This is a genomic window from Streptomyces radicis, assembly GCF_003626575.1.
GTDB classification, from domain to species: Bacteria; Actinomycetota; Actinomycetes; order Streptomycetales; family Streptomycetaceae; genus Streptomyces; species Streptomyces radicis.
Genome location: NZ_RBDY01000010.1, coordinates 183,045 through 206,908, shown reverse-complemented (window position 1 = coordinate 206,908; position 23,864 = coordinate 183,045). Strand labels below are relative to the sequence as shown.

The 23,864-nt window shown below is 72.3% G+C and carries 26 protein-coding genes and 1 riboswitch; of the genes, 13 read left to right on the top strand and 13 right to left on the bottom strand.

Annotated elements, in window-relative coordinates; genetic code table 11:
* Positions 1–3 precede the first annotated feature (3 nt).
* From D7318_RS16235 to D7318_RS16220, 4 genes are all read right to left on the bottom strand, one after another.
* Positions 4–1,773, bottom strand: a complete 1,770-nt coding sequence (locus tag D7318_RS16235) for an LCP family protein (protein WP_230423778.1) — start codon at positions 1,771–1,773, stop codon at positions 4–6.
* Positions 1,774–1,808: 35 nt separating this feature from the next.
* A complete protein-coding gene (locus D7318_RS16230) occupies positions 1,809–3,527 on the bottom strand; it encodes an LCP family protein (RefSeq protein ID WP_329604580.1) in 1,719 nt (572 codons plus the stop codon).
* Positions 3,528–3,756: 229 nt separating this feature from the next.
* On the bottom strand, positions 3,757–4,041 hold the full coding sequence (locus tag D7318_RS16225) for a hypothetical protein (RefSeq protein ID WP_120697822.1): 285 nt from the start codon (positions 4,039–4,041) through the stop codon (positions 3,757–3,759).
* 39 nt (positions 4,042–4,080) lie between these two features.
* Complete coding sequence (locus D7318_RS16220) at positions 4,081–4,833, bottom strand: TIGR03089 family protein (protein ID WP_120697821.1); 753 nt, start codon at positions 4,831–4,833, stop codon at positions 4,081–4,083.
* A gap of 127 nt (positions 4,834–4,960) precedes the next feature.
* Between D7318_RS16220 and D7318_RS16215 the strand changes: the two genes are divergently transcribed.
* From D7318_RS16215 to D7318_RS16205, 3 genes are all read left to right on the top strand, one after another.
* Entirely contained in the window at positions 4,961–6,184 is a 1,224-nt protein-coding gene (locus D7318_RS16215) for a peptidoglycan recognition protein family protein (protein WP_120697820.1), read from the top strand.
* Positions 6,185–6,284: 100 nt separating this feature from the next.
* Entirely contained in the window at positions 6,285–7,154 is an 870-nt protein-coding gene (locus tag D7318_RS16210) for a DNA-3-methyladenine glycosylase family protein (RefSeq protein WP_230423790.1), read from the top strand.
* A 56-nt stretch (positions 7,155–7,210) separates the two neighbouring features.
* The gene (locus D7318_RS16205; RefSeq protein WP_120697818.1) at positions 7,211–7,615 is read left to right on the top strand and encodes a DnaJ family domain-containing protein; all 405 of its coding nucleotides are present in this window, start codon (positions 7,211–7,213) and stop codon (positions 7,613–7,615) included.
* Positions 7,616–7,649: 34 nt separating this feature from the next.
* On the opposite strand, the gene D7318_RS16200 is transcribed toward D7318_RS16205, so the two are convergent.
* On the bottom strand, positions 7,650–8,156 hold the full coding sequence (locus tag D7318_RS16200) for an acyl-CoA thioesterase (RefSeq protein WP_120697817.1): 507 nt from the start codon (positions 8,154–8,156) through the stop codon (positions 7,650–7,652).
* 107 nt (positions 8,157–8,263) lie between these two features.
* Between D7318_RS16200 and D7318_RS16195 the strand changes: the two genes are divergently transcribed.
* Positions 8,264–9,562, top strand: a complete 1,299-nt coding sequence (locus tag D7318_RS16195; protein WP_120697816.1) for an LCP family protein — start codon at positions 8,264–8,266, stop codon at positions 9,560–9,562.
* A gap of 70 nt (positions 9,563–9,632) precedes the next feature.
* Here the strand turns inward: D7318_RS16195 and D7318_RS16190 are convergent, their stop codons facing one another.
* Entirely contained in the window at positions 9,633–10,010 is a 378-nt protein-coding gene (locus D7318_RS16190; protein WP_120697815.1) for a VOC family protein, read from the bottom strand.
* Between the two features lie 95 nt (positions 10,011–10,105).
* On the opposite strand from D7318_RS16190, the gene D7318_RS16185 reads away from it, so the two are divergent.
* Genes D7318_RS16185 through D7318_RS16175 form a run of 3 tightly spaced genes read left to right on the top strand, consistent with a single transcriptional unit; the run spans position 10,106 to position 11,865 of the window.
* On the top strand, positions 10,106–10,654 hold the full coding sequence (locus D7318_RS16185; RefSeq protein WP_230423777.1) for a CGNR zinc finger domain-containing protein: 549 nt from the start codon (positions 10,106–10,108) through the stop codon (positions 10,652–10,654).
* 47 nt (positions 10,655–10,701) lie between these two features.
* Positions 10,702–11,619, top strand: a complete 918-nt coding sequence (locus tag D7318_RS16180) for a 1-aminocyclopropane-1-carboxylate deaminase/D-cysteine desulfhydrase (protein ID WP_120697813.1) — start codon at positions 10,702–10,704, stop codon at positions 11,617–11,619.
* A 30-nt stretch (positions 11,620–11,649) separates the two neighbouring features.
* Complete coding sequence (locus D7318_RS16175; protein WP_120697812.1) at positions 11,650–11,865, top strand: YdcH family protein; 216 nt, start codon at positions 11,650–11,652, stop codon at positions 11,863–11,865.
* On the opposite strand, the gene D7318_RS16170 is transcribed toward D7318_RS16175, so the two are convergent.
* From D7318_RS16170 to D7318_RS16160, 3 genes are all read right to left on the bottom strand, one after another.
* Complete coding sequence (locus tag D7318_RS16170; RefSeq protein WP_120697811.1) at positions 11,862–12,518, bottom strand: GNAT family N-acetyltransferase; 657 nt, start codon at positions 12,516–12,518, stop codon at positions 11,862–11,864. The two genes, D7318_RS16175 and D7318_RS16170, sit on opposite strands and share 4 nt — an antisense overlap.
* A 91-nt stretch (positions 12,519–12,609) precedes the next feature.
* On the bottom strand, positions 12,610–14,040 hold the full coding sequence (locus tag D7318_RS16165) for an APC family permease (protein WP_120697810.1): 1,431 nt from the start codon (positions 14,038–14,040) through the stop codon (positions 12,610–12,612).
* Between the two features lie 63 nt (positions 14,041–14,103).
* Positions 14,104–15,444, bottom strand: coding sequence for a UDP-glucose dehydrogenase family protein (locus tag D7318_RS16160; protein ID WP_120697853.1), 1,341 nt, complete (start codon positions 15,442–15,444; stop codon positions 14,104–14,106).
* Between the two features lie 134 nt (positions 15,445–15,578).
* On the opposite strand from D7318_RS16160, the gene D7318_RS16155 reads away from it, so the two are divergent.
* Positions 15,579–16,739: an acyl-CoA dehydrogenase family protein gene (locus tag D7318_RS16155; RefSeq protein WP_120697809.1), complete on the top strand. Its 1,161-nt coding sequence runs from the start codon at positions 15,579–15,581 to the stop codon at positions 16,737–16,739.
* A 90-nt stretch (positions 16,740–16,829) separates the two neighbouring features.
* Here D7318_RS16155 and D7318_RS16150 read toward each other — a convergent pair whose 3' ends face one another.
* Positions 16,830–17,492, bottom strand: a complete 663-nt coding sequence (locus D7318_RS16150; RefSeq protein WP_120697808.1) for a class I SAM-dependent methyltransferase — start codon at positions 17,490–17,492, stop codon at positions 16,830–16,832.
* 75 nt (positions 17,493–17,567) lie between these two features.
* The gene (locus D7318_RS16145) at positions 17,568–18,050 is read right to left on the bottom strand and encodes a hypothetical protein (RefSeq protein WP_120697807.1); all 483 of its coding nucleotides are present in this window, start codon (positions 18,048–18,050) and stop codon (positions 17,568–17,570) included.
* 205 nt (positions 18,051–18,255) lie between these two features.
* Here D7318_RS16145 and D7318_RS16140 point away from each other — a divergent pair, with 205 nt between their 5' ends.
* Genes D7318_RS16140 through D7318_RS16130 form a run of 3 tightly spaced genes read left to right on the top strand, consistent with a single transcriptional unit; the run spans position 18,256 to position 19,860 of the window.
* Positions 18,256–18,510, top strand: a complete 255-nt coding sequence (locus tag D7318_RS16140) for a hypothetical protein (RefSeq protein ID WP_120697806.1) — start codon at positions 18,256–18,258, stop codon at positions 18,508–18,510.
* Positions 18,482–18,997 carry a DUF6879 family protein gene (locus tag D7318_RS16135; protein ID WP_120697805.1) on the top strand — a complete coding sequence of 172 codons (516 nt, stop codon included), beginning with the start codon at positions 18,482–18,484 and terminating at the stop codon, positions 18,995–18,997. The genes D7318_RS16140 and D7318_RS16135 overlap by 29 nt, the downstream gene beginning before the upstream one ends.
* A 14-nt stretch (positions 18,998–19,011) precedes the next feature.
* Complete coding sequence (locus D7318_RS16130; protein ID WP_120697804.1) at positions 19,012–19,860, top strand: helix-turn-helix domain-containing protein; 849 nt, start codon at positions 19,012–19,014, stop codon at positions 19,858–19,860.
* A gap of 34 nt (positions 19,861–19,894) precedes the next feature.
* Here D7318_RS16130 and D7318_RS16125 read toward each other — a convergent pair whose 3' ends face one another.
* Positions 19,895–20,677 carry a TetR/AcrR family transcriptional regulator gene (locus D7318_RS16125; protein ID WP_120697803.1) on the bottom strand — a complete coding sequence of 261 codons (783 nt, stop codon included), beginning with the start codon at positions 20,675–20,677 and terminating at the stop codon, positions 19,895–19,897.
* Positions 20,678–20,783: 106 nt separating this feature from the next.
* Here D7318_RS16125 and D7318_RS16120 point away from each other — a divergent pair, with 106 nt between their 5' ends.
* Together D7318_RS16120 and D7318_RS16115 are read left to right on the top strand one after the other, a co-directional pair.
* The gene (locus D7318_RS16120) at positions 20,784–21,761 is read left to right on the top strand and encodes an ATP-binding cassette domain-containing protein (RefSeq protein ID WP_120697802.1); all 978 of its coding nucleotides are present in this window, start codon (positions 20,784–20,786) and stop codon (positions 21,759–21,761) included.
* Entirely contained in the window at positions 21,758–22,552 is a 795-nt protein-coding gene (locus D7318_RS16115) for an ABC transporter permease (RefSeq protein WP_120697801.1), read from the top strand. Before D7318_RS16120 ends, D7318_RS16115 begins: the two co-directional genes overlap by 4 nt.
* 90 nt (positions 22,553–22,642) lie before the next feature.
* On the opposite strand, the gene D7318_RS16110 is transcribed toward D7318_RS16115, so the two are convergent.
* Positions 22,643–23,440: a LysM peptidoglycan-binding domain-containing M23 family metallopeptidase gene (locus D7318_RS16110; RefSeq protein ID WP_120697800.1), complete on the bottom strand. Its 798-nt coding sequence runs from the start codon at positions 23,438–23,440 to the stop codon at positions 22,643–22,645.
* A 3-nt stretch (positions 23,441–23,443) separates the two neighbouring features.
* A riboswitch (cyclic di-AMP (ydaO/yuaA leader) is annotated at positions 23,444–23,616 on the bottom strand.
* Positions 23,617–23,864 lie beyond the last annotated feature (248 nt).

The following is a 23,864-nucleotide window of genomic DNA, read 5'->3' as shown; positions in this document are numbered from 1 at the left end:
GGCCTACCAGGTGTAGGCCGGGTTCACGCTCATGCAGCTCTCGTCGTCGCCGCCCAGGATCGACTCCTCGTCGACGACCGGCCCCTCGTCGTCGGTCTCGCCGCCCGCGTCGCCCTCGGTGGGCTCCGCGCCCGCGGCGGGGAACGCCGTGCCCTCGCGCCAGTCGGCGCCGATGACCACGGTGACGGACTCGACGGTCGCCGACACCAGCACCGCTTCGGCGGGGATGCCCAGGGCCTCGGCGACGGCGTGGGCGTTGGCCTCGTTGCCGCCGTCGGGGTGGAGCACCTGGGTGGCGGGGGCCGAGACCTCGGTGGCGTCGGTGCCCGCGAGCAGGAAGCCCTGGCGGTGCAGCTCGTCGGTGATCACTCCGGCCCGGCCGTCGACCGGGGCGTTCACCTGGTCGCCCGTGCCGTTGCGCACGGCGACGGGGATGTCGGCCGCCGGGTCCGCGGGGGTCTCGGGCGACTCGCTCGCGCCGCCGCCCTCCCCCTCGTCGGTGGGCTCGGCGGGCTCGGCGTCCTGGTCGTCGAGCGGTATGTCGCCACGCACCAGCTCGAACAGGTCCGCCGCCTTCTCCGGGTCGGGGATCACCGTGGCATCGGGGTTCAGCGGGTCGGGGAGCCAGGGCAGGGTCACGCTGTTGATGCGGTCGCCAGGGACGTCGCGCAGGTCCTCGCCCAGCTCGTAGAGCCGCTGCACGGAGCCCAGGCCGTGGTCGACGGTGAGGGCGCTGGTGGCGGCCTCGGCGAGGTCCATGAGCTCGGTCGGGTTGGTGAGCGACGTGCCGGACTGCAACTCGTCGGCCATGTTGCTCAGATACATCTGCTGGGCGCGCGTGCGCCCGATGGCGTCGCTGCCGTTCTCGAAGCCGTGCCGGGTGCGCAGCCACTGGAGGGCCTGCTCGCCCTCGACGACGGTGGTGCCCTCCTCGAGGCGCAGCTGGGAGCGGTCGTCGTAGATGTTGGCGTCGACGCAGACCGGGACGCCGCCGACCGCGTCGGCCATCTCCACGACGCCGGCGAAGTCCAGCAGCATGAAGTGGTCGATCGGGATGTCGGTCATCCGCTCCCAGGTGGCGACGACGCAGCCGGGACCGCCGTGGTCGAGCGCGGAGTTGATGCGCGCCCTGGCCACCTCGGGGTAGACCTCGCCGGTGTCGGGGTCGGTGCACTCGGGGATGGAGACCATGGTGTCGCGCGGGACGCTGATGAGCGAGATGTTGCTGCGGTCGGCCGAGGCGTGCATCAGCAGCTGGACGTCGGCGCGCTGGCCGCCCTCGCCGCCGCCGCCGAGGTCCTGGTTCTCGTCGCCGGTGCGGGAGTCGGAGCCGAGCAGCAGGATGTTGAGCGGCGTCTGGCCCGCGGCGTTGGGCTCGGCGCGCTCGAGCTGCTCGCCGCTGAGGTTCAGCTCGTCCTTGGTGAGGTTGCTGTTGAGGTGGCGGAGGTAGAGGAATCCGGCGACGGCGACCGCGACGAGGACGAACGCGAGCCCCGCGGACGTCCAGACGAGGACGCGGCGCCAGCGGGGCTTCTTCTTCCCCTCGCCGCGGCGGGCGCGCCCCGACCCCGTGCCGTCGCCGCCCTCCCCACCGCCGTCGCCCCGGTCGCCCCCGTCGCCGGTGCCGCCGTCGGCCGACGGCCTCGGCGGGGGAACGGCGTGGTCGCCGTTCGTGTTCCGGTAGAGGCTCTCGTCCCAGCCGAGCTGCTCGGCTCTGGAGACCCCATGTGCGGGGCCACCCTCGTTCTCACCGGGTATGCCGGTACTCCGCACGGGAATCCCCCACAATCCTCAGATCCGCCGCGCCGTCATGACGCGCAGACGTCCTCGTCGTCCGCCGTGATGCCGTCGACGTCCTCGGGCCGCTCGGGGGCGACCTCGATGGGCTGGCCCGCGCCGGCGAAGTCGTCGCCGAGGACCAGCACCATCGGCTGGTCGCCCGCGTCCTCCGACCCCTCCTGGAGCGCCGAGTCCGGCAGGCCCATCAGCTCGGCCAGGGTGGCGGCCATGCCCGCCTGGTCGCTGCCGAACTCCAGGGTGGTCTCCGCCTGGGGGGCCGCGGCGTTGCCCTCGTTGGTGGCCAGGGTCATGCCATGGGTGTTCTGCATCCAGGCGAGCGTCTCCTGGGCGGCGCCCATGACGTCGCCGCCGTTGTAGACGTCGACCCGGACATCGGCGGCCGGGACGGCCTCGGGCTGCTCCTCGGCGTCCCCGCCCTCCTCCGAGCCGCCCTCCTCGCTCCCGTCCTCCGTCATGGAGACGTCCTGCTGGAGCATCTGGAAGATCGGGCGGGCCCTGCCCTCGTCCAGCACGACGGTGGCCCTGGCGTCCTCGGGCTCGTCGGGGTTGTCGACCACGGGCAGGGTGACAAAGGTCATGTCCGACATCGGGACCTGGCCGACCTCGGACGCGAGGCCGTAGAGCTTGTCGATGCTGCCGATCTCGGTGTCCACCGCGAGGGCCTTGGTGGCGGCGTCGGCGAGGTCGTAGAAGCTGCCGAGGCTGGAGAGCAGGTCGCGCTCGGTGATCTGCCGGGCCATCGACGCCAGGAACTGCTGCTGGAGCTCGATCCTGCTGAGGTCGCTCCCGGTGCCGACCGAGTAGCGGGTGCGGACGAACGCCAGCGCCTCCTCGCCCTCCAACACGTGGTTCCCCGCGTCGAGTTGGAGGTGGGACTTGGGGTCGTCTATGGGCTCTTCGACGCAGACGGGCACGCCGCCGACCGCCGACGAGAGGTCCTTCACGGCGTTGAAGTCGGCCATCATGAAGTGGTTGATGCTGACCCCGGTCAGCTCCTCCACCGTGCGCCACACGCAGCCGGGGTCGCGCCCGTCGGTGCCCATGCTCTGGTTGAAGCGCACCCCCTGTGAGCCGGGGATGGTGACCGTCGACCCGTCCTCCTGCACGACCTCGCAGTCGGGGATGTCGGTGATCAGGTCGCGCGGGATGCTCAGCCCCGTGGCGTTGGTGCGGTCCTCGGAGAAGTGCATGAGGATCGTGGTGTCCGCGCCCTCGCTCGCGTCGCCGCCGTAGCTGTCGTTGCCGTCGCCGTCACGCGTATCGGTGCCGATGAAGAGGATGTTGACCGGCTCGTCCGACTGGTACGGGTTCTCGATGCCGACGTCGTACTTCTCGATGTTGTTGTTGAACCGGTTGTAGAGGTACCACCCGGCGGCGCAGCCGACGATCAGCAGCATCGCGAGGGTGCCGCCGATCCACATGAACACCCTCTTGGTGCGCGAGCGTTGCTTCTTGGCCTTGCGGCTCGCGCCCTTGCGGCGGCTGCCCCCGCCGCCGGTGGCGCGGCGGTCGCGCTGCGGCGGAACGGGCCGGTCGCCCGCGGGCGACTTCTCCCGTTCACCTGGCGCCGTCGCCGCCGACGACGACGGACCGCGACGCTGAGGCGGCGGAGCGTTATGTGAACCGCGCGGCCGGTTCGACGAGGACGGTCCCTGCTGCTGCGGCCGTTCGCCCTGTCGTGCCCCGGGCAGCCGCAGCTCGTAGGTACCGGTCTCCGGGTTGAACACCCACTGATCCGCGGGATCGATGTCTCCCGCACCCCCGCGTCCCTGCGCTTCCACGAGTCCGTGCGCCCTCCGCTGTGCCTACTAGAGGATCAGACGGCACACACTAGCCGCCAGGTTCCGCGCCCTGCGATCGCGGTGACACACACCACCTCGAGCGGTGGGGGTAATCATCCGGCTAGTGACCCTTTTCAGGGTTTTTCGAAGCGGCTCTCTTTACGTTCGCATGGGATTAACGATCGATATCCGTAACGGGGAACGCGTGGGTCCGGGGCGCGCGGGGGTCGCCCTGGGCCGTGGAGCCCCGGGGAACGCCATGGTGGAGGAGCCAGCCCGTCGCCGCGGTCACCAGGAGCGCGACGGCCACGGCCAACGCCAGCCACAGCGGCCAGCGGTGGCCGCCGCGGGCCTCGGACCCGGATCCCGGCCCGGATCCCGGCTCGGACGGCGGCTCGGGTGACGGCTCGGGCCGCGGCGCGACGAGCCGGTGGTAGGTGGGCTGTTGCGGCACCCTCATGGGCACGATCCTGGGGGCGCCCGGCGCGGGCGGCCACCGTCAGTCGGCGAAGTGGGTGACGCGCTCACTCTCCCGGCGCGCGGCGAGGGCCTCGGGGGCGAGGCGTTCGGCGTTGCGGCAGAGCACCACGGAGGCGCCGACGGCGAGCGGGGCCAGCAGACCCGTGGAGATCCCGGCCCAAGTGCCGTAGCCCACGAGGGACATGACGCGCGAGCCGGTGGTGAGGCCCAGGGTGTCGGCGTCGGCGCGGGCCCGTTCGACGGCCAGGCCGCCGGTGAGTTCGGCGCCGTCGACGACATAGGCGACATCGGACGGCCCGGTCGGGTCGTAGGCGGCGAACGTGTCCGGCTGGACCGGCACCGCCACCGCGTAGTCGGTGAACCCGGCGGGCGGCCGGGGAAACCGCGCGCCCAGGGGGCGCAGGGCGAGGGCAACGCGCTCCCCCGGGCACGCGCGCGCGGCCTCGAGCGTGTCGGGGCCGCTGACCACCAGGTCGGCGGCGGCGGGGTCGCCCCCGACGTCGGCGACGACGCCCGCGGCGGAGCACGCGAGCAGCCAGACGGCGGTCTGCCAGTGGGCGGGGAGGTGGAGCGCGAGCCGGTCGCCGCGCTCGGCGGCCAGCTCGTCCTGGAGGAGATTGGCCGTCTTGGCCACCCAATTGGCGAGGGTGGCCACGGACAGCTCGACCCGTTCCCCGGTGGCGTCGTCGTAGTACGTCACCAGCGGCCGGGCGCCATCCGTGGCGAGCGCGGAACGCAGCAGGTCGGCGGGGGTGCGGTCGTGGATGTTCATCGGCGCAAGGGTACGCGGGGGCGCCGCTCCCGGCGGTGGACGGGCGGGGCGGCCCCGCCTGACCCAGGGTCATCGTTCGGTCACCCACCGATGGACAGCGGTTGGATTCTGTGCGGAAGATCCAGATATGCGCTCATTTCTGGTATCTCCTCTTGCTTCCGCGATCGGCGCTGCCTGCGCGGCCGCCGTCGCCCTCCCCCTGCTGCTGCCGGGCAGCGCGGTCGCGCAGCCCGCGGAGGCGGGCGCGCGGGCCGGCGGCACGCAGTCGCTCGCGCTACGACCCCTCGACTTCGAGACCCGCTCGGGCGGCGATCCCGGCGGCGGGTCGCCCGAGCCCGTCGAGCCCCTGGGCACGCGTGGCCTTCCCGCCACGGACACCGACCCGTTCTCGCTGCTCGGCGTCGTCTGGGACGACCCGTCCGACGAGCTGAACGGCACAGTGCAGGTGCGCGCGAGGGACGCGGCGACCGGGGACTGGTCGGACTGGCTGGCCCTGGAGCCCGGCGCCGACCACGCGCCCGACCCCGGCACCGCCGAGGCGGGCGCCGACCACGTGCGCGGCGGCACCGCGCCCCGCTGGGTCGGCGCCTCCGACGGGGTGCACGTCCGGGTCGAGCCGGGCGGGGGCGCGCGGGCCGCCGAGCTGCCCGACGGGCTCTCGGTCGAGCTGATCGACCCCGGCGTGGGCGAGGCGGACGGGGAGCTCGCCGGCGAGGTCGCGCCAGGCGGCGGCGCCGCCGCGGGCGACCACGAGGGGCCGCGCCCGCCCATCGTCATCCGCTCCCAGTGGGGCGCGGACGAGGGCCTGCGGGAGAGCGGCTTCGTCTACACCGACTCGGTCAAGACGGCGTTCGTCCACCACACCGCGGGCGGCAACAACTACGCGTGCTCCGAGGCCCCTTCGCTGCTGCGCGGCATCTACCGCTACCACGTGGAGAGCCAGGGCTGGCGCGACGTGGGCTACAACTTCTTCGTCGACAAGTGCGGAACGATCTACGAGGGCCGCGCGGGCGGCGTCGCCCTGCCCGTGCAGGGCGCGCACACCTACGGGTTCAACCACAACAGCATGGGCGTGGCCGTCCTCGGCACCTACTCGAGCACCGACCCGGGCCGTGACGTGCGGGACGCGCTGTCGCTGCTGACCGCGTGGAAGCTCGGCCTGCACGACCGCGACCCCGCGGCCAGCGCCAACCGCACGTCGGGCGGCGGGAAGTACCCCGTGGGCACCACGGTCAAGCTCAACAACATCTCGGGCCACCGCGACGGCTACGCCACCGAGTGCCCCGGCGACGCGCTCTACGACGACCTGCCGACCATCCGCGACACGGCCCACCGCCTCCAGGGCCGGTGACGGGGGGCGCGCGGGGAAACCGTTAGCCTGTTCGACCGTGCCGGACCCCAGCCTCACCCGCGCCTTTCGCCCCCCTGGCCCCTTCGACCTGCGCCGCAGCATGCTCGTGCTGCGGCGCGGCCCTGATGACCCGGCGTTCCGCGCGGGGCGCGACGGGGTGGTGTGGCGCGCGACCCGCACGCCGGCGGGCCCGGCGACCCTGCGGCTGACGGAGGCGGCGGACGGCGCGGCGCCCCGGGTGACCGCGGCCGCGTGGGGCCCGGGCGCCGCGTGGGCGCTCGACCGGCTGCCCGCGCTGCTCGGCGCCGACGACGAGCCCGAGGCGTTCGTCCCCCACCACCCGCTGATCGCCGAGTCGCTGCGCCGCAACCCCGGGGTCAGGCTGATCCGCACGGGTCTGGTGATGGAGTCGCTGATCCCCTCGGTCCTCGAGCAGCGGGTCACCACCGAGGAGGCGTACCGGGCCTGGCGGCTGCTGCTCAGGTGGTACGGCGAGCCCGCGCCAGGGCCCGGGGCGGCGGCGGGGATGTATGTGATGCCCGAGCCGCGGGCGTTCGTCCTCATCCCCTCGTGGGAGTGGCACCGCGCGGGCGTGGACCCCAAGCGCTCCGCCGCGGTGGTGCGCGCGGCGCGGGTCGCGCGGCGCATGGAGGAGGCGGCGGCGATGGCGCTGCCCGAGGCCATGGCGCGCCTGACGGCCGTGCCCGGCATCGGCCCGTGGACCGCGGCGGAGACGCTGCAACGCGCCAACGGCGACCCCGACGCCCTCACCGTCGGCGACCTGCACCTGCCGAGGATCGTCGGCTACGCGCTCGGCGGCGAACGGGACGCGGACGACGACCGGATGCTGGAGCTGCTCGCGCCCTACGCGGGGCAGCGCCACAGGGCCGCGCGGCTCGTCCTGCTCACCGGGATCGCGCCGCCCCGCCGCGCGCCCCGCCAACGCCACGCCAGGATCGCCCGCTTGTAGTCCTCTTTACCCTGGAAGAGGTGGTGTCGAGGGAAAGGGCGAAGGGGAGTGGGACGATGACCGAACGCAAGCCACCGGGCGTGCCCTTCGAGTCCTGGGTCGACCGGCGGATCCGCGAGGCCGAGGAGCGGGGCGAGCTCGCCGATCTGCCGGGCGCGGGCAAGCCGTTGCGCGGGCTGAGCCAGCCGTACGACGAGCTGTGGTGGGTGCGGGAGAAGATGGCGCGCGAGGGCCTTTCGTACCTGCCGCCGACGCTCGCGCTGCGCAAGGAGGCCGAGGACGCCCGCGCCGCGGTGGACCTGGCCCGCTCCGAGCCTGAGGTGCGCGCGCTCCTCGACGAGGTCAACGTCAAGATCCGCGAGGCGATCCGCCGCCCGCCGGACGGCCCTCCGCTGAACCTCGCGCCGTTCGACGTGGACGCCGAGGTCGCCAGGTGGCGGGCCGCGCGCGAGGCGGGCTGAGCCCCGGGGCCACCCTCGGGGCTCGACGCCCCGGCTACAGCGGGCGCTTGCGCAGCTCCATGATCTCCCTGCGCCTGGCCAGCCGGTGCGTGCGGCGGATCTGCGCCTCCTGGAAGCGGCGGCGGTCGCGGTCGTCGCCCGGGACGACGGGCGGCACGGGGCGCGGCCTGCCGCCCTCGTCGACCGCGGCGAAGACCAGATAGGCGGTGCCGACGCGGGTCGCGGGCGTCGACTCGTTCCACCGCTCGGCCAGCACCTTGACGCCGATCTCCATGGAGGTGCGGCCCGTCCAGTTGACCTGGGCGTGCACATGCACGAGGTCGCCGACCTTGACCGGCTCGAGGAAGACCATCTCGTCCATCGACGCCGTGACCGCGGGCCCGCCGGAGTGGCGGCCCGCGACCGCACCGGCCGCGTCGTCGACGAGCTTCATGATCACGCCGCCGTGCACCGTGCCCAGGAGGTTCACATCGGCCTGCGTCATGATGTGCGACAGGGTGGTGCGGGACGCCGCGGTGGGTTTACCCGGAAGGTCGGCCATGGGCCTAAGCGTAAGCGGGGTCGCGCGCCCCGGCGGATTGCATCAGCTCTGCCACAGTGCGGACCCGGCTGTCCGTTCGGCGGTCGGGGGCGGCACACTGGCATGTCATGAGCGACTGGCCCGACGGTTGGACCGACGACCACCAGGCCCGCCCCCCGCATCCCCAGGGGGGTAGGGGTCAGGACCGCTATGGACAGGGCAGCGGCAGCGCCCGACCCGAGAACGCCCGGGTCATGCCGCACGTCGGAAGACCGCCGCGCCAGCGGGCGCCCCGGCACGACGACGCGTACGACTCCGGATACAACGAGGGCCAGCTCTACCAGGGCAACGGCCAGGGCCGCCGCTCCCCCGCGCCTCCCCCACCCCCGCCCCCGCCCGAAGGCCACGACCCCTATGACGACCGCGACCCCGGGCCGCGCCGCCCGCGCGGCCCGGTCAACTGGCGCCGCCGCATCGGCTTCACGGCGCTCGCGCTGGCCCTGGTGCTGCTGGTGACGGGCGTGGGCATCTACTTCTGGGCGGACGGCAAGCTGCGCCGCGAGGTCGACCTGGCCTCCGTCGAGGACCGGCCGACCGGCGGACAGGGCACCAACTACCTGATCGTCGGCTCCGACAGCCGCGAGGGGATGAGCGAGGAGGAGCAGCAGGAGCTGCACACCGGCTCCACCGAGGGGCAGCGCACGGACACGATCATGATCCTGCACGTGGGCGACAACGGGAACACGATGGTCAGCCTGCCGCGCGACTCATGGGTGACCATTCCCGAGTTCACCGGCTCGGTCTCGGGGAACCGGATACCCGCGCAGCAGCAGAAGCTCAACGCCGCCTACGCGATCGAGGGCCCCGAGCTGCTGGTCCGCACGATCGAGTACAACACCGGGCTGCGCATCGACCACTACGCCGAGATCGGGTTCGGCGGCTTCGCCAACGTGGTGGACGCCCTCGGCGGCGTCGAGATGTGCTTCGACGAGCCGATCCAGGACGAGAACTCGGGCGCCGACTTCGAGGCGGGCTGCCACCAGCTGAACGGCGCCGAGTCGCTGGCGTTCAACCGGCAGCGGTACCAGGAGGCCATGGGCGACCTGGGGCGCACCCAGAACCAGCAGGAGTTCCTCGGGACGCTCGCCGACCAGGCCGCGTCGCCCTCGACGCTGCTCAACCCGTTCACACTCTTCCCGACCATGAACGCCGGGCTCGACGCGCTCATCGTGGACGAGGACATGAGCCTGTGGAGCCTGCGCGCGATGTTCTGGGGGATGCGCGGCGCCGAGCGCATGAACATCCCGGTCGCCGACCCCGGCTACGCCACCGAGCACGGCTCGGCGGTGCTGTGGGACATGGAGCTGACCGAGCAGCTGATCTCCCAGCTGGAGAACGACGAGCAGGTCACCGTCACCACCGAGTGAGCCGACCGCCGCCGGGCCCCCCGCGCCCGGCGGCGTGCCTCACCCCACCCCTGTCACCGGGCCGCCCGGGTCACTGGGCGCAGAGGCAGAACGGGTGACCCACCGGGTCCGCGTAGACCCGCCAGCCGCGACTGCCCCCGTTGTCGCCCTCGAGCAGCGTGGCGCCGAGCCGCAGCACCTCGCCCTCGGCCTCGTCGAGGCGCTGCTTCGGCACGTCCAGGTCCAGGTGGAACTGCTGCGCGTGCTCCGTGCCCGGCCAGCTCGGCGCCCGGTACCCCTCGGACCGCTGGAACGCCAGCGTCCGCCCGTGCGGCCCGTCGAGCTCGACCCACGCGTCGTCGCTGCGGTCCTCGGCGACCTTCCAGTCGAGCACCGCGGCGTAGAACGCCGCGAGCGCGCGCGGCTCGGGACAGTCCAGGACGGTGACCCCCAGCGTGGCGATGGCCATGTGCTTCTCCTTCCACGCGCGTTACCCGTTGGGCGCGTCTGATGGTAACTGTGACAGTTACCACATCATGGCGGCTCACCGGTAACGTTGCAAGCGTGGGAGAGAAGGAGACGCCCGGCGGTCTCGTTCTGATCGAGGAATTGATCAATACGGTCGATCTGGAGTCGGGAGAGGACCGCCTGGCCGGGGCCGATGGCCTGGCCGCCCTCGCCGACCGGGCCGGGGTCGCGCTGACGGCCGCCGACCGCGCCGGGGTGGTGGCGCTGCGCGAGGGGCTGCGGGAGGCGTGTCTCGCGCACACGGGACCGGCGATGCGCGAGGGCTCGGCCGAGGCGCTGACCGAGGCGTTCGCGGGCGCGCCGCTCGCGCTCCGCGTGGACGGCGCGACGGGGGGCGTGGCGCTGGTCCTGGCGCCGGGGCTGCGCGGCGCGGCGGCGCTGGCCGCGCGGGTGGCCGCGTTGGTCGCGGTGGCCGAGGCGGACGGGACATGGCGGCGGCTCAAGGTGTGCGAGGCGGACACGTGCCGGTGGGCGTACTACGACCACAGCCCCGCGGGCCGCCGCCGCTGGTGCTCGATGCGGGTCTGCGGCTCGCGCGCGAAGATGCGCACCTACCGCGACCGGGCCAGGCGGCGCCAGGGCTGAGGCCGCCGGACTGGCCGGGGGGAACGGGCGTTCGTACACTCGTCACGATGCTGTCGCCCGCGGTACTGCCGTCCCCGGTGGCCGAGCTGCCCGACCCCGGCCCCGAGCTGGCCGCCGCGGGCGTGACGCTGCGGCTCAAGCGCGACGATCTCATCCATCCGACGGTGCCAGGCAACAAGTGGCGGAAGCTCACCCCCAATCTGCGCGCCGCGGCCGACCTCGGCCACGCGCGGCTGCTGACGTTCGGCGGCGCGTGGTCCCACCACATCGCGGCGGTGGCCGCGGCGGCCGCGGCCCAGGGGTTCGCCAGCACCGGCGTGATCCGCGGCGACGAGCTGGCGCGCGCGCCGCGCAACCCCGTGCTCGCGGCGGCGGAGGCGGCGGGCATGGAGCTGGTGTTCGCCGACCGCACCACCTACCGCGCGACCCTGCGCGCCCTGGACGAGCCGGCGACCCGCGCCCGCCTGGAGGAACGTTTCGGCCGCTGCTACGTCCTCCCCGAGGGCGGCTCCAACGCCCTGGCCGCGCGCGGCGCGGCCGAGATACCGCGCGAGCTTCCCGACCTGGGCCCGCAGGACGTCGTGTGCGTCCCGGTCGGCACCGGCGGCACGCTCGCCGGGATCGCCGCGGGCCTGCCCCCCGGCGCCACGGCCCTCGGCGTCGCGGTGCTGCGCGGCGGCGAGGGGTATCTGGAGGGCGAGGTGACACGGCTGCAACGCGCCGCGTTCGGCCGGGACTTCGCCAACTGGCGCGTCGCCCACACCCACCACGGCGGGGGCTATGGCCGGATACCTCCCGAACTGGCGGCGTTCGCCGAGGAGTTCGAGCGACGCCACGCGCTCCCGATCGAACGCCGCTACGTCGCGAAGGCGCTGCACTGCCTCAACGACCTGGCGACGGCGGGCACGTTCCCCCGGGGCACCCGCCTGACAGCGGTGATCACGGGCCCACCGGACGCGCCCTGAGGGGCCGACTGGCCGACTAGTGTCGGCGGCATGAGCACGACGCCTCGGGCACACGCCCCAGCCACCGCGCGCGAGACCGAGCGGTACCACCTCGATCAGCTCATCTCGGCGGCCGAGGCCGAGCACGGGCCGATCACCGACGAGGAGATCCGGGCGCTGCGAGAACGACTGCACGAGGCCCGCGAGAAGCAGGCGCCCGGCGGAGTGAGCACCGATCGGCGCCCGCGGGCGACGTCGTCCAGCTAGCCCTCCCCGACGCCGAAGAGGGGCAGGCACGGGTCAAGGCCCGTGATCTCCGTCGGGGGGTGGCCGGGTGCCTTGGCCTCCCATGTGGTGCGCGGGAGGCGCAGGCGGATCTCCGTCGCCGGGCCGCCGCGGACGACCAGGCGCTCGATGCCGTCGCGCTCGTAGCCCAGCTTGCGGGAGACGCCGAGGGACGCGGCGTTGTGGTCCATCGCGGACGAGACCGCCTCGTGCGCGCCCAGCCCGTCGAACGCCAGGCGCAGCACCGCCGCGCGCATCTCCGTGCCGATGCCGAGGCCCTGGTACGCGCGGCCGAGCCACGAGCCCGAGCTGGTCCGGCGCAGCACCGCGAAGTCGCGGGCGGAGAGGTCCTGCACGCCCACGGGGCGGCCCTCGAAGAAGACGGTGAGCTGGAGCGACCAGTGGTCCGGCGTCCAGGTGCCGCGGCGCAGCCAGTGGTGCTGGACGACGGAGCGGGCGCGCTCGGCCGCGGGCAGGTCGGTCCAGGGGTGCATGAACGGCATCTCCTCGGGCGGGTGGACGCCGAGCGCCGCGAGATCGGCCAGCGCCGCGAGCTCCTCCCCGTCCGGCAGGCGCAGCTCGAGCCGGGGCGTCGTCAGGCGGAGCCCGAGAAGGGGCCAGTGGTCGATCAGCATGCGCCGATTGTGCGGGGCCACGCGGTCGGCGGCATCAGGTTTTCGGTCCGCGGGGCGCGGGACCGCGGGCGCGGGGCCGTGCGGCGCCGCCTCAGCCCACGCTCTTCGCGCGCGCCGCCAGGAGCCGCGTGCAGCCCCACACACACGCCCACAGCGCGATGCCGATCAGCATGAGCCACCCGGCGATCTCGTAGTCCTCGCCCGAGCGCTGCGAGAGCGGGCTCGCCAGGTAGACGCACAGGATCGCGCCGATGACCGGGAGCGCGGTGGGGGCGCGGAAGTGCCGGTGCGCGACGCGGTCGCGCCGCAGGACGAGCACCGCGACGTTCACGACCGCGAAGACGCACAGCAGGAGCAACGACGTGGTGCCGCCGAGCGCGGTGAGGTCGGCGTAGCCGATGAGCAGGAACGCCAGCAGCGTGGTGAACGTGATCGCCACCCACGGGGTGCGGCGGCGGGGCAGCAGGCGGCACAGCGGGGCGGGCAGGGCGCGTTCGCGGGACATGCCGTAGAGCAGGCGGCTGGCCATGAGCATGTTGATCAGCGCCGAGTTGGAGACGGCGAACATCGTGATCCACGCGAACACGTCGATCGGGAAGTCGGGCGCGCCCGCCTGGACCACCTTGAGCAGCGGGGTGTCGCCCTCGCCCAGCTCGGCGGGCGCGACCAGGGTGACGCTGGCGACCGCGACCAGGATGTAGATGACGCCCGTGATCGTCAGGCCGATCAGCATGACGCGGGGGAAGATCCGCACGGGGTCCTTGGTCTCCTCGGCCATGTTCACCGAGTCCTCGAAGCCGACCATGGCGAAGAACGCGAGCGCCGTGGCCGCCGTGATCGCGCCGAAGGCCGTGTCGCCGCCCGGGGTCTCGAAGTCGGTCACGCGCGAGAACTCGCCGTTGCCCTGGAGCAGCGCCCACGCGCCGACGCCGATGACGATCAGCAGGCCGCCGAGCTCGACGGTGGTGAGGGCGACGTTGGCCTTGACGCTCTCGCCGACGCCGCGCAGGTTGACGAGGCTGATCAACGCCATGAAGCCCAGCGCGATCGCCATGGCGACGCGGCCCTGGTCGCCGTCCACGTCGAGCGCGGACAGCAGGTTGGCGGCGAACGCCTTGGACGCGCTCGACGCGGAGGTCAGCCCCGAACACATCACGGCGAACGTGACGAGGAAGGTCAGGAAGTGGATGCCGAACGCCCGGTGCGAGTACGCCGCCGCGCCCCCGGCCCTCGGGTACTTGGTGACCAGCTCCAGATAGCTCGTCGCGGTCAGCATCGCCACCAGGAAGGCGCACAGGAACGGCACCCACACCGCCCCGCCGACCTCGGCGGCGACCTGGCCCGTCAGGGCGTAGACGCCGGTGCCGAGGATGTCGCCGACGATGAAGAGGAGCAGCAGCCCGGGGCCCATGACGCGCTTCAGCTCGGGGCCGTCACCGGCGTTCCCCTCAAGCGCGTCAGGCCCGGCCCCCTGGTCGGGGGGAATGACGGCTTCCGCTCCCCCGTGATCGCTTTTCGGCATGCGAGGTGCTTTGCCGAATGGTCCGAGGTCAAACCCGAACGCACTCGAACCGGGGCGTGGCGATCACGCGGTCGGGCGGCCCAGGGCGCGATAGGTCCAGCCCGCCTTGCGCCACAGCGCGGGGTCCAGGGTGTTGCGCCCGTCGAGGATGTGCCGCTCGCCGACGACCTCGCCGAGCGCGGCGGGGTCGAGCTCGCGGAACTCCCGCCACTCGGTCAGGTGCAGCACGGCGTGCGCGCCCTGGGCCGCCTCGGTCGGCGAGTCCGCGTAGCGCAGGGTGGGGAAGACGCGTCGGGCGTTCTCCATGGCCTTGGGGTCGTGCACGGTGACCTCGGCGCCCTGGAGGTGGAGCTGGCCCGCGATGTTGAGCGCGGGCGAGTCGCGGACGTCGTCGGAGTCGGGCTTGAACGCCGCGCCGAGGACGGCCACGCGCTTGCCGAGCAGCGAGCCGCCGAGCGTCTCCCTGGTGAGGTCGACCATGTAGACGCGGCGGCGCATGTTGATCGAGTCGATCTCGCGGAGGAACGCCACCGCCTCGGGCGCCCCCAGCTCGCCCGCGCGGGCCATGAACGCGCGGATGTCCTTGGGCAGGCAGCCGCCGCCGAAGCCGATCCCGGCGCGCAGGAACTTCTTGCCGATGCGGTCGTCGTGCCCGAGGGCCTCGGCGAGCTTGACGACGTCGCCGCCCGCGGTCTCGCAGATCTCGGCCATGGCGTTGATGAAGGAGATCTTGGTCGAGAGGAACGCGTTGGCCGCCGTCTTGACCAGCTCGGCGGTCGGCAGGTCGGTGACGATGAACGGGGTGCCGTCGCCGAGCGGCCCGGCGTAGACCTCGCGGAGCAGCACCTCGGCGCGCTCGCCCGTGACGCCCGCGACGATGCGGTCGGGGTGCAGGGTGTCGTCGACGGCGAAGCCCTCGCGCAGGAACTCGGGATTCCACGCCAGCTCCGCGGCGTCCCCCGCGGGCGCCAGCTCGGCGACCCTGCGGGCCAGCCTGGCGGCGCTGCCGACCGGGACGGTGGACTTGCCCACGACGAGTGAGGGCCTGGTGAGGTGCGGGGCGAGGGAGTCGACCGCGCTGTCGACATAGCTCATGTCGCACGCGTACTCCCCGGGCTTCTGCGGGGTGTTGACGCAGATGAAGTGGATGTCGCCGAACTCCGCCACCGCCGCGTAGGACGTGGTGAACGACAGGCGGCCCGTCGATCCTGGCAGCCCGGCGACGTGCCGGCGCAGCATGTCCTCGAGGCCCGGCTCGTAGATGGGGGTCTCGCCGCGCGTCAGCAGCTCGATCTTCTCGGGGACGATGTCGAGGCCGAGCACCTCGAAGCCCAGCTCCGCCATGGCGGCGGCATGGGTGGCGCCGAGGTAGCCGAGGCCGATCACCGTGATCTTCGGGGACATGACTCCGAGCATAGACCCCGGTGTTGCCGGGCAGCCCACGTATCCATGGCCGCTCGTCCGGCCTAGGATGAGCAGCGAGTTAACAGTCGTTATCGTGGCGGATCGTCGCGGCGGATCGTCAGGGAGTGAGTGACGTGGCAGGAGCACCGGAGTTCGACCTCTACCGCCTCGCCGAGGAGCACGATCTGCTCCGGGAGTCGGTGCGGGCGCTGGCGGAGGCGAAGATCGCGCCGTTCGCGGCCGACGTGGACGAGCGCGGCCGTTTCCCGCGGGAGGCGCTCGACGCGCTCGTGGCGAGCGACCTGCACGCGGTGCACGTGCCCGAGGAGTTCGGCGGGGCGGGCGCGGACGCGCTGGCGACGGTCATCGTGATCGAGGAGGTCGCCCGCGTGTGCGCCTCGTCCTCGCTGATCCCCGCGGTGAACAAGCTGGGCTCGCTGCCGCTCGTGCTCTCGGGATCGAAGGAGCTGAAGGAGCGTTACCTCACGCCGCTCGCCAAGGGCGAGGCGATGTTCTCGTACTGCCTCTCCGAGCCCGACGCGGGCTCGGACGCGGGCGGGATGCGCACGCGCGCGGTGCGGGACGGCGACGTGTATGTGCTCGACGGCGTCAAGCGCTGGATCACCAACGCCGGGGTCAGCGACTTCTACACGGTGATGGCGGTCACCGACCCGGAGAAGCGGACGCGCGGCGGGATCTCGGCGTTCGTGGTCGAGAAGGGCGACGAGGGCGTGTCGTTCGGGGCGCCCGAGCGGAAGCTGGGCATCAAGGGGTCACCGACGCGCGAGGTCTACCTGGACAACGTCCGCGTCCCCGCGTCGCGCATGATCGGCGACGAGGGCACGGGCTTCGCCACCGCGATGCGCACCCTCGACCACACCAGGATCACGATCGCGGCGCAGGCGGTCGGGATCGCGCAGGGGGCGCTCGACTATGCGAAGGGGTATGTGCGGGAGCGCAAGCAGTTCGGCAAGCCCGTCGGGGACTTCCAGGGCGTGCAGTTCATGCTGGCCGACATGGCGATGAAGCTGGAGGCCGCGCGCCAGCTGACCTACGCGGCCGCCGCCAGGTCCGAACGGAACGACGCGGACCTGACGTTCTTCGGCGCGGCCGCCAAGTGCCTGGCGTCCGACGCGGCGATGGAGATCACGACGGACGCGGTGCAGCTGCTCGGCGGCTACGGCTACACGCGCGACTACCCGGTGGAGCGCATGATGCGCGACGCCAAGATCACCCAGATCTACGAGGGCACGAACCAGGTCCAGCGGATCGTGATGGCACGGAACCTCCCGTAGCGGGGCGGACCGCGGGGGCCGCTCCGAGCCGATCGCGGGCGCCGAGGAACACCCCCGCCAGTGCCGGTGGGGCGTTCGCCTGTCCGGGGATCAGCGCTTCACGCCGCGGACGATCAGGGTTCCGATGTGTCCCTCGGTCGGGGCGTCCAGGACGGTTGCTTCGACGTCCCGGAAACCGCTCTTGGCGAGAAGCGCGGACCACGTGCGGGGCGTGTAGCTGTACCGGTAGGTGAACATGGCCTTGCCCGCGAAGCCGCCCTTGTACATCCCCTGGGGGCCGTAGGCCCCGGGGATGGGCGGCGGTTGGGAGAAGGCCAGCGTGCCATCAGGGTTGAGCCGCTCGGCGATCAGCGGAAGGAGTTTCGCCGGGTCGGTGAACCACACCGCTCCGAAGATCGAATAGATGGCGTCATACGTCTCGGTGCTCGCCGCCAGGTGCTCGAGCACTTCCGCGCAAATGAACTCCGCTCCCGTGGGCCCCCAGCGTTCGGTCAGATGTGTGACGGCGACCGGAGACAGATCCAGGCCCGTGACCTTGACTCCCTGGCTCAGGAGAAACGCCAGAGCCCGCCCGGAACCGCAGCCGATCTCCAGCGCCGTTCCTGGTGATCCCAGGAGCTCGGGGCCCGGGCCGTGCCCGGCGTACTGCGTCCAGCAGAACACCGGGTCAGCCTCGAGGGCCTTGTCCTTCGTGCTCTCGGCGAAGGTGTCCCAGAGTTCGCGTTCGGCGTCGATGTCGTGCTGAGCGGGCAACTGTCGGCCTCGGTTCCATGTGGTTGGGTCGGTGCCCCCGCTCCGGGGAGACGGGGGCACCCGGTACGGGTGATGTCAGTGGCTGTCAGGGACCTTGTTGTCACACGGAGAGCACTCCGCCGCGTCCATGCCCCACAGTTCGGCGTCCACGGCGAATCCGTTGTCCCGCAGGATGTCGGCCGTCCGCGTCACGGTGCCGTCGCAGCGCCGCTGGATCAGGGGCGCATGATGCTTGTAGTGGCCGCTGTTGTACTCGTCGCACAGGGCGAAGTACAGCGGGGTGTCCAGGATCAGGGCGTGCACGGCCACGTCCACCGTGTAGCCGACGCCCATGTCCACGCCTTTCCGCTCCATGGCGGTGATCGTGTACGCGACGGCCTGACCCAGCAGCCGTTCGGCGGTGTCACGGGTCATGACGCTGTTGTCGCGCAGCAGGAGCGCGATTTCTCGATCCCACAGCGTCGGCTCGGTGTCGGTGATCAGGTGGGGCACTCGGTGGGCCAGTGCGTTGAGGATGATCTGCGGGTCACGGGTGCGGGGCCGAACGGCTGTGCTCATCGTGCGTACCTCCAGGGAGAAGGGTTGCCTCCGGCTGTCAACTGGCTGTGCCAAAGACGCTACGGAGACCGGAAGTTGCGGATCCATGGAATTGCACGAGCTTGCACGCCGATTCGCACGGCCCGTCGCACGCCATTGACGCCTTCTCCCCAGGTCAAAGATGCTGGTGCAAGCCCGGGCAAGTGCCTGGACCAAGGAGGCTGTCATGACCGTGGAGTTCGTCGGGATCGACCCCGACACCGACCGGGACCACTGCCCCACTGTGTGGGTGGACCCGGAAGCTCAGGAGATCTTGTTACAGGGGTGGAAGCCGACCCCCGAGACGCAGGCGGACTGCGAGGGAAGCAGCCCCGCGAACGGTCCGGTGCCCGACAGTGAGGCCGTCGTCAGGATTCCGGCCCGGATGATTCCGATGATCAGGGAGGCGTGTGATGTCGTCGAGCGTGCCCAGCTTCGCTGAGCTGCTCGGCCGGTGCGAACGATCCGCCGTCCACCTGGAGCTGCGCGACTCGTACGCCGCCACCGACCGGTTCGAGGCGTGGCAGCGCGGGAAGCGGATCGACTGGGAGGACCGCGCGTCATGGTGGCATCCCTACGACCAGCTGATCGCCGACACCGTGGCGCGGGGAGTGGTGATCCGCAGGGCGCGGGTGATCTCCGAGCCGGTGTCGGAATACATCCGGTGGGAGCACTACGTCACGCGCGCCAACGTCACCGCGGGGGAGCAGGTCCGCTGGCTCCCCCGGCGGAATGCCACCGCCATCGCCCTGCCGGGGAACGACTTCTGGCTGTTCGACGACGCGCTGCTCCGGGTGCACCACTTCTCGGGTGACGGCGTGGTGGTGGAGGACGAGATCACGGCGGACCAGGAAGCGGTGACGCTGTGCTCCGCCGCGTTCGAAGCCGTCTGGGAGCGAGCGATCCCGCACCACCGGTACACGGTCTGACGAGAGCCAGCTCCTTGCCCCCACACCCCTCTTCACGCGTTCAGCAGGCCCGGGAGAAACTGGCGGGCCGCCTGCGTGAGATCCGGCGGGACGCGGGGATCAGCGGGCGGGAGCTGGCCGTCAGGTGCGGTTGGTCGGAGTCGAAGTCATCCCGGATCGAGAACGCCAGGACGCCTCCCTCCGATGCCGACATCCGAGCGTGGTGCCGAGCCTGTGCCGCTGACGACCAGACCCCCGACCTGATCGCGGCCAACAGGCAGTCCGACGAAGCACACGTGGAGTGGAGACGGCTTCAGCGCACCGGCCTCCGGCGCCTACAGGAGAGCACCGGGGACCTGTACCGACGGACCACGACCTTCCGCGTCTACGTATCCGATGTGATCCCCGGCTTCGTCCAAACGGCGGGGTACGCCTCGGCACTGCTGTCCTCCATCGCGGATTTCCGAGGGACACCGGACGACGTGCGCGCGGCGGTGGCAGCCCGGATGCGGCGGAACGAGGTGCTGAGCGAGGGCGGGCGCCGGTTCTCCTTCGTGCTGGAGGAGTCGGTGCTGCGCTACCGGCTGTGCAGCGCCGCGACCATGGCGGCGCAGCTCGGCCACCTGCTGGGAGTCATGGACCTGCGGAACGTCGCCGTGGGCATTGTCCCGTTCGCGGAACAACGGGCCGTGTGGCCCATGCCGACCTTCACGATCTTCGATGACCGAAGGGTGCACGCCGACACCTTGGACGCCGCGTCCACGCTGATTGAGCCCAGCCAGGTCGAGCTGTACACCCGTGCCTTCGAACGTCTCTCGCGGCAGGCCGCGCGGGGAGCGGCGGCCCGCGCCCTCATCGCGGACGCGGTGGCATCCCTGGGCTGACCCCCGTGGACCGCGGCGGCGCGCGGACCCGCTCTCACCGCGGGGCGCGCTTCGCCGCCTCCGCCTTGCGCTCGTGGACGATGGCCTCGATCCCGTCCAGGATGAAGTCGAGGCCATAGGCGAAGTCCTCATCCGCGCCCGCGGCCTCGGGGCCGAAGACGCCCGCCTCCACCACCCGCGCCAGCGCCGGGTAGCGCCCCGATCCGATCACGCGGGCCAGCAACTCCCCGTAGACCTCGCCCCACTCCTGATAGGTCACGCCGGTGCGCGGCGCGGCGCGGCTCAACGTGATCTCCTGACGGACCTCGCTCAGCACGTAGTTGGTGAGGAGCATCAGCACGCCGACCATGTCGTCCTGGGCGAGGCCGCTGCCGTCGAGCGACGCGAGCACGGCCTCCATCCACGCGAGGTTGTTGGGCCCCATGGGCGGGCTGCCGATCGGGACATCGATCATCCAGGGTCGGTCGAGCAGCATCGTGCGGCACTCGCGCGCGTACGCGGTCAGCCGCCCCCGCCAGTCGTCGGGCCAGTCCGACGTGTCGGGGCGCCCCGTCGCCATCTCGAACATCAGGTCGACCAGGTCGTCCTTGCCCGGGATGTACCGGTAGAGCGACATCGTCGTCACGCCGAGCCGCTCGGCGACCTTGCGCATCGAGACGCCCACCAGGCCCTCGGCGTCGGCGATGTCGATGGCGGTCTGGACGATCCGGTCCACGGTCAGGGTGCCGCGCGGCCCTCTGCTGCCCGGCCCCTTGGTGCGCCACAGCAGGTCCACCGCCGCCTGGAGGTCGCGACGGGCCCGGCGCTGCTCGGTCATCCTCGCCCCTCACTGAAGTGATTGACGGCATCCTAAAACTGTGTAGGGTGTATACCCAAGTCTACGACGTACACAGTTTCTCGGACACGGGGATGGGGATGGGGAGATGGCAGAGCACGCGATCGTGACGGAGGGGCTGCGCAAGCGATATCGCGACACCTACGCGCTCGACGGCGTCGACCTCGCCGTGCGGACCGGCACGGTGCACGGCCTCCTGGGGCCGAACGGCGCGGGCAAGACGACGGCCGTGCGCGCGCTGGCCACGCTGCTGCGCTACGACGCGGGGCGCGCGGAGATCCGCGGGTTCGACGTGGCGCGGCAGCCGGAGGAGGTGCGCGAGCGGATCGGGCTCACCGGGCAGTACGCGGCGGTCGACGAGCAGCTCAGCGGGCGGCAGAACCTCGTGATGTTCGGCAGGCTCCACAAGCTCGGCCGCGCGGCGGCCAAGCGGCGGGCCGACGAGCTGCTCGAGCGCTTCCGGCTGACCGAAGCGGCGGGGAAGAACGCGGGGGCGTACTCGGGCGGGATGCGGCGCCGCCTCGACCTGGCGGCCAGCCTGGTGCGCTCGCCCGAGGTGCTGTTCCTCGACGAGCCGACCACGGGCCTCGACCCGCGCAGCCGCAACGACGTGTGGGACACGATCCGTTCGCTGGTCAAGGGCGGCACCACGGTGCTGCTGACCACGCAGTACCTGGAGGAGGCCGACCAGCTGGCCGACCGGATCTCGGTGATCGACGCCGGGCGCGTGGTCGCCGAGGGCACGGCCGACGAGCTGAAGGCGACGATCGGCGCCGACCGGGTCGAGGTCGTCGTCAGGGACGCCGCCGACCTGTTCGGGGTGGCCGCGCTCATCTCCCGCGTGTGCGGGGTCGAGCCCGAGACCGACCAGGACACGCGCCGGGTGAGCGCGCTGGTGGCCGACCGGGTCACCGCGTTGACCGAGGTGGTCAGGGCGCTGCACGCGGCGGGCGTCGTGGTGGAGGACATCGGCACCCGGCGGCCCACGCTCGACGAGGCGTTCCTGCGGCTCACCGGGCGAAGGACGGCGGAGAAGAGCGTGAGCGCGACGGGGGTGGCCCGATGAGGCGGACGCGTCGGGCGATGGCCGACGGCCTGACCATGACCCGACGGAACATGGCGCACCTGGTCAGGACGCCCGAGGAGGTGGCGCTCTACTTCCTGCTGCCGATCATGTTCGTGCTGGTCTTCGGCTATGTCTTCGGCAGCGGCATGGCCCTGCCCGACGGCGGCGACTACCGGGAGTTCCTGCTCCCCGGGGTCTTCGCGATGACGATGCTCTACGGCCTCGGCGCGACCGGCTCCGCGGTGGCGGTGGACGCGGGGCGTGGCGTGATCGACCGCTTCCGCTCGATGCCGGTGGCCCGCTCCGCGCTGCTGACCGGGCGGAGCACGGCGGACCTGCTGCGGGCGCTGCTCGAGACGTCGGTGCTGCTCGTGTGCGGGCTGCTGGTCGGCTGGGAGTGGCACCGGGGCGTCGGCAGGGCGCTGGCCGCGGTGGCGCTCGTGCTGGCGCTGCGGGTGGCGATCACCTGGATCGGGATCTATCTGGGCCTGGTCGTACGCGACCCCGACACGGTCGGGATGATCGTCTTCCCGCTGGCGTTCCCGCTGACCGCGGTGTCCAACGTCTTCACCGCGCCCGAGCTGATGCCCGACTGGCTGGGGACGGTCGCCGAGTGGAATCCCCTGTCCGCCACGGTGACCGCGATCCGTGAGCTGTTCGGCAACCCGGGCCTGGGCGGCGGGGGTTGGGCGAGCGACAACGCCCTGCTGCTGGCCATCGGATGGCCTGTGCTCCTGACGGCGATCTTCGCGCCGCTCTCGGTGCGGACATACCAGAAGCAGGGCGACTGAGCGCCGCCCCCGAGAACGCGGCAGGCCCCGCGGGGTGGGCGGGGCCTGCCGTTGTCACGTAGTCACGCTGTCGCTCGTCGGGTCACGGGATCAGAGAACGACGCCCTTGCCCGCGAGGTAGGCCAGCGGGTCCACGTCCGAGCCGTAGTCGGGGCCCGTGCGGACCTCGAAGTGGAGGTGCGGACCCGTGCTGTTGCCGGTCGAGCCGGACAGGCCGATCTGATCGCCGGCGTTCACCGTCTGACCGACGCCGACCGATATGGACGACAGGTGGGCGTACTGGCTGTAGTGCCCGTCCGCGTGGCGGATGACGACCTCGTTGCCGTAGGCGCCACCGCTGCCCGCGGTCACGACCTCGCCCGCGCCGATCGATGACACGGGGGTGCCGGTGCCGACGGGGAAGTCCACGCCGGTGTGGTAGCCGGAGGACCAGGAGGACCCCGCGACGCGGTAGCCGGTGGTCACCGAGGCGTCGACCGGGGAGACGAAGCCGCCTGCGGCCTCATCGGCGGGCTCGGGCGCCGGGGCGGGCTCCTCGGGCGCGGGCTCCGGCTCGGCGGCGGGCGCGGGCTCGACGGGCTCGGCCGTGGCCTCGACGGGAGCGCCGATGACCAGCTTCTGACCGGGACGGATCAGATTCGGGTCCTCGCCGACCACGCCGCGATTGCCGTCGTACAGCTCCTCCCAGCCGGGGAGGCCCTCGGCGCGGGCGATCTTGGACAGCGAGTCGCCGCTGACCACGGTGTAGGTGTCATCGGCGGGGGCGGCGTTGGCCGCTCCTGCGGCGACGAACGGCAGCGCCACACCGGCGCCACCGGCCATCAGGACCAGGGAGATACGTGAGATGCGCCGTGCGCGTGGGCGACGGTGACGTCCGCGTGCGGACATAGGTGTGCTCCTCTCGAACGCCTGCGAGGTGAGCTGTCGGGTTCGGGCCGGAGTCGCCCGGCCCCTGGGACCACTGGGATCCCGGGGGCTTCACCCCGAGCCGGTGCGTAGGACAACGCCCCGGCGAATGGTGGGTCCCCCGCTCCTGTCAGACGGAAGTGCTGCGGTTCCCGCTACCGGTGACAGGATTCGGCGTCCGGAGCGGCCCGCCGCGGGGGTGCGGCGCTGGAGCACGTTAAACCGATGAATTCGGACGAGACAACTAAGAGCGGATGATCACACCATGATCGGCGATACCGGTATGGACCGTTCCGCGACCGCCCGTGACCGCTCAACGACGCAACGCGATCGGGTGTTGGCGCATGCCGCCCCCCAACTCGCGGCGGGGCACGGACACTTGGCGACGGAACGGCCGGGGCGCCGC

Excerpts from the sequence above, each read along its gene's own strand:
- D7318_RS16225 (WP_120697822.1), bottom strand. The coding sequence starts at position 4,041 with ATGAGGGTGCCGCAACAGCCCACCTACCACCGGCTCGTCGCGCCGCGG.
- D7318_RS16220 (WP_120697821.1), bottom strand. The coding sequence starts at position 4,833 with ATGAACATCCACGACCGCACCCCCGCCGACCTGCTGCGTTCCGCGCTC.
- D7318_RS16215 (WP_120697820.1), top strand. The coding sequence starts at position 4,961 with ATGCGCTCATTTCTGGTATCTCCTCTTGCTTCCGCGATCGGCGCTGCC.
- D7318_RS16210 (WP_230423790.1), top strand. The coding sequence starts at position 6,285 with ATGCTCGTGCTGCGGCGCGGCCCTGATGACCCGGCGTTCCGCGCGGGG.
- D7318_RS16205 (WP_120697818.1), top strand. The coding sequence starts at position 7,211 with ATGACCGAACGCAAGCCACCGGGCGTGCCCTTCGAGTCCTGGGTCGAC.
- D7318_RS16200 (WP_120697817.1), bottom strand. The coding sequence starts at position 8,156 with ATGGCCGACCTTCCGGGTAAACCCACCGCGGCGTCCCGCACCACCCTG.
- D7318_RS16195 (WP_120697816.1), top strand. The coding sequence starts at position 8,264 with ATGAGCGACTGGCCCGACGGTTGGACCGACGACCACCAGGCCCGCCCC.
- D7318_RS16190 (WP_120697815.1), bottom strand. The coding sequence starts at position 10,010 with ATGGCCATCGCCACGCTGGGGGTCACCGTCCTGGACTGTCCCGAGCCG.
- D7318_RS16180 (WP_120697813.1), top strand. The coding sequence starts at position 10,702 with ATGCTGTCGCCCGCGGTACTGCCGTCCCCGGTGGCCGAGCTGCCCGAC.
- D7318_RS16175 (WP_120697812.1), top strand. The coding sequence starts at position 11,650 with ATGAGCACGACGCCTCGGGCACACGCCCCAGCCACCGCGCGCGAGACC.
- D7318_RS16170 (WP_120697811.1), bottom strand. The coding sequence starts at position 12,518 with ATGCTGATCGACCACTGGCCCCTTCTCGGGCTCCGCCTGACGACGCCC.
- D7318_RS16165 (WP_120697810.1), bottom strand. The coding sequence starts at position 14,040 with ATGCCGAAAAGCGATCACGGGGGAGCGGAAGCCGTCATTCCCCCCGAC.
- D7318_RS16160 (WP_120697853.1), bottom strand. The coding sequence starts at position 15,444 with ATGTCCCCGAAGATCACGGTGATCGGCCTCGGCTACCTCGGCGCCACC.
- D7318_RS16145 (WP_120697807.1), bottom strand. The coding sequence starts at position 18,050 with ATGAGCACAGCCGTTCGGCCCCGCACCCGTGACCCGCAGATCATCCTC.
- D7318_RS16140 (WP_120697806.1), top strand. The coding sequence starts at position 18,256 with ATGACCGTGGAGTTCGTCGGGATCGACCCCGACACCGACCGGGACCAC.
- D7318_RS16135 (WP_120697805.1), top strand. The coding sequence starts at position 18,482 with ATGTCGTCGAGCGTGCCCAGCTTCGCTGAGCTGCTCGGCCGGTGCGAA.
- D7318_RS16125 (WP_120697803.1), bottom strand. The coding sequence starts at position 20,677 with ATGACCGAGCAGCGCCGGGCCCGTCGCGACCTCCAGGCGGCGGTGGAC.
- D7318_RS16120 (WP_120697802.1), top strand. The coding sequence starts at position 20,784 with ATGGCAGAGCACGCGATCGTGACGGAGGGGCTGCGCAAGCGATATCGC.
- D7318_RS16115 (WP_120697801.1), top strand. The coding sequence starts at position 21,758 with ATGAGGCGGACGCGTCGGGCGATGGCCGACGGCCTGACCATGACCCGA.
- D7318_RS16110 (WP_120697800.1), bottom strand. The coding sequence starts at position 23,440 with ATGTCCGCACGCGGACGTCACCGTCGCCCACGCGCACGGCGCATCTCA.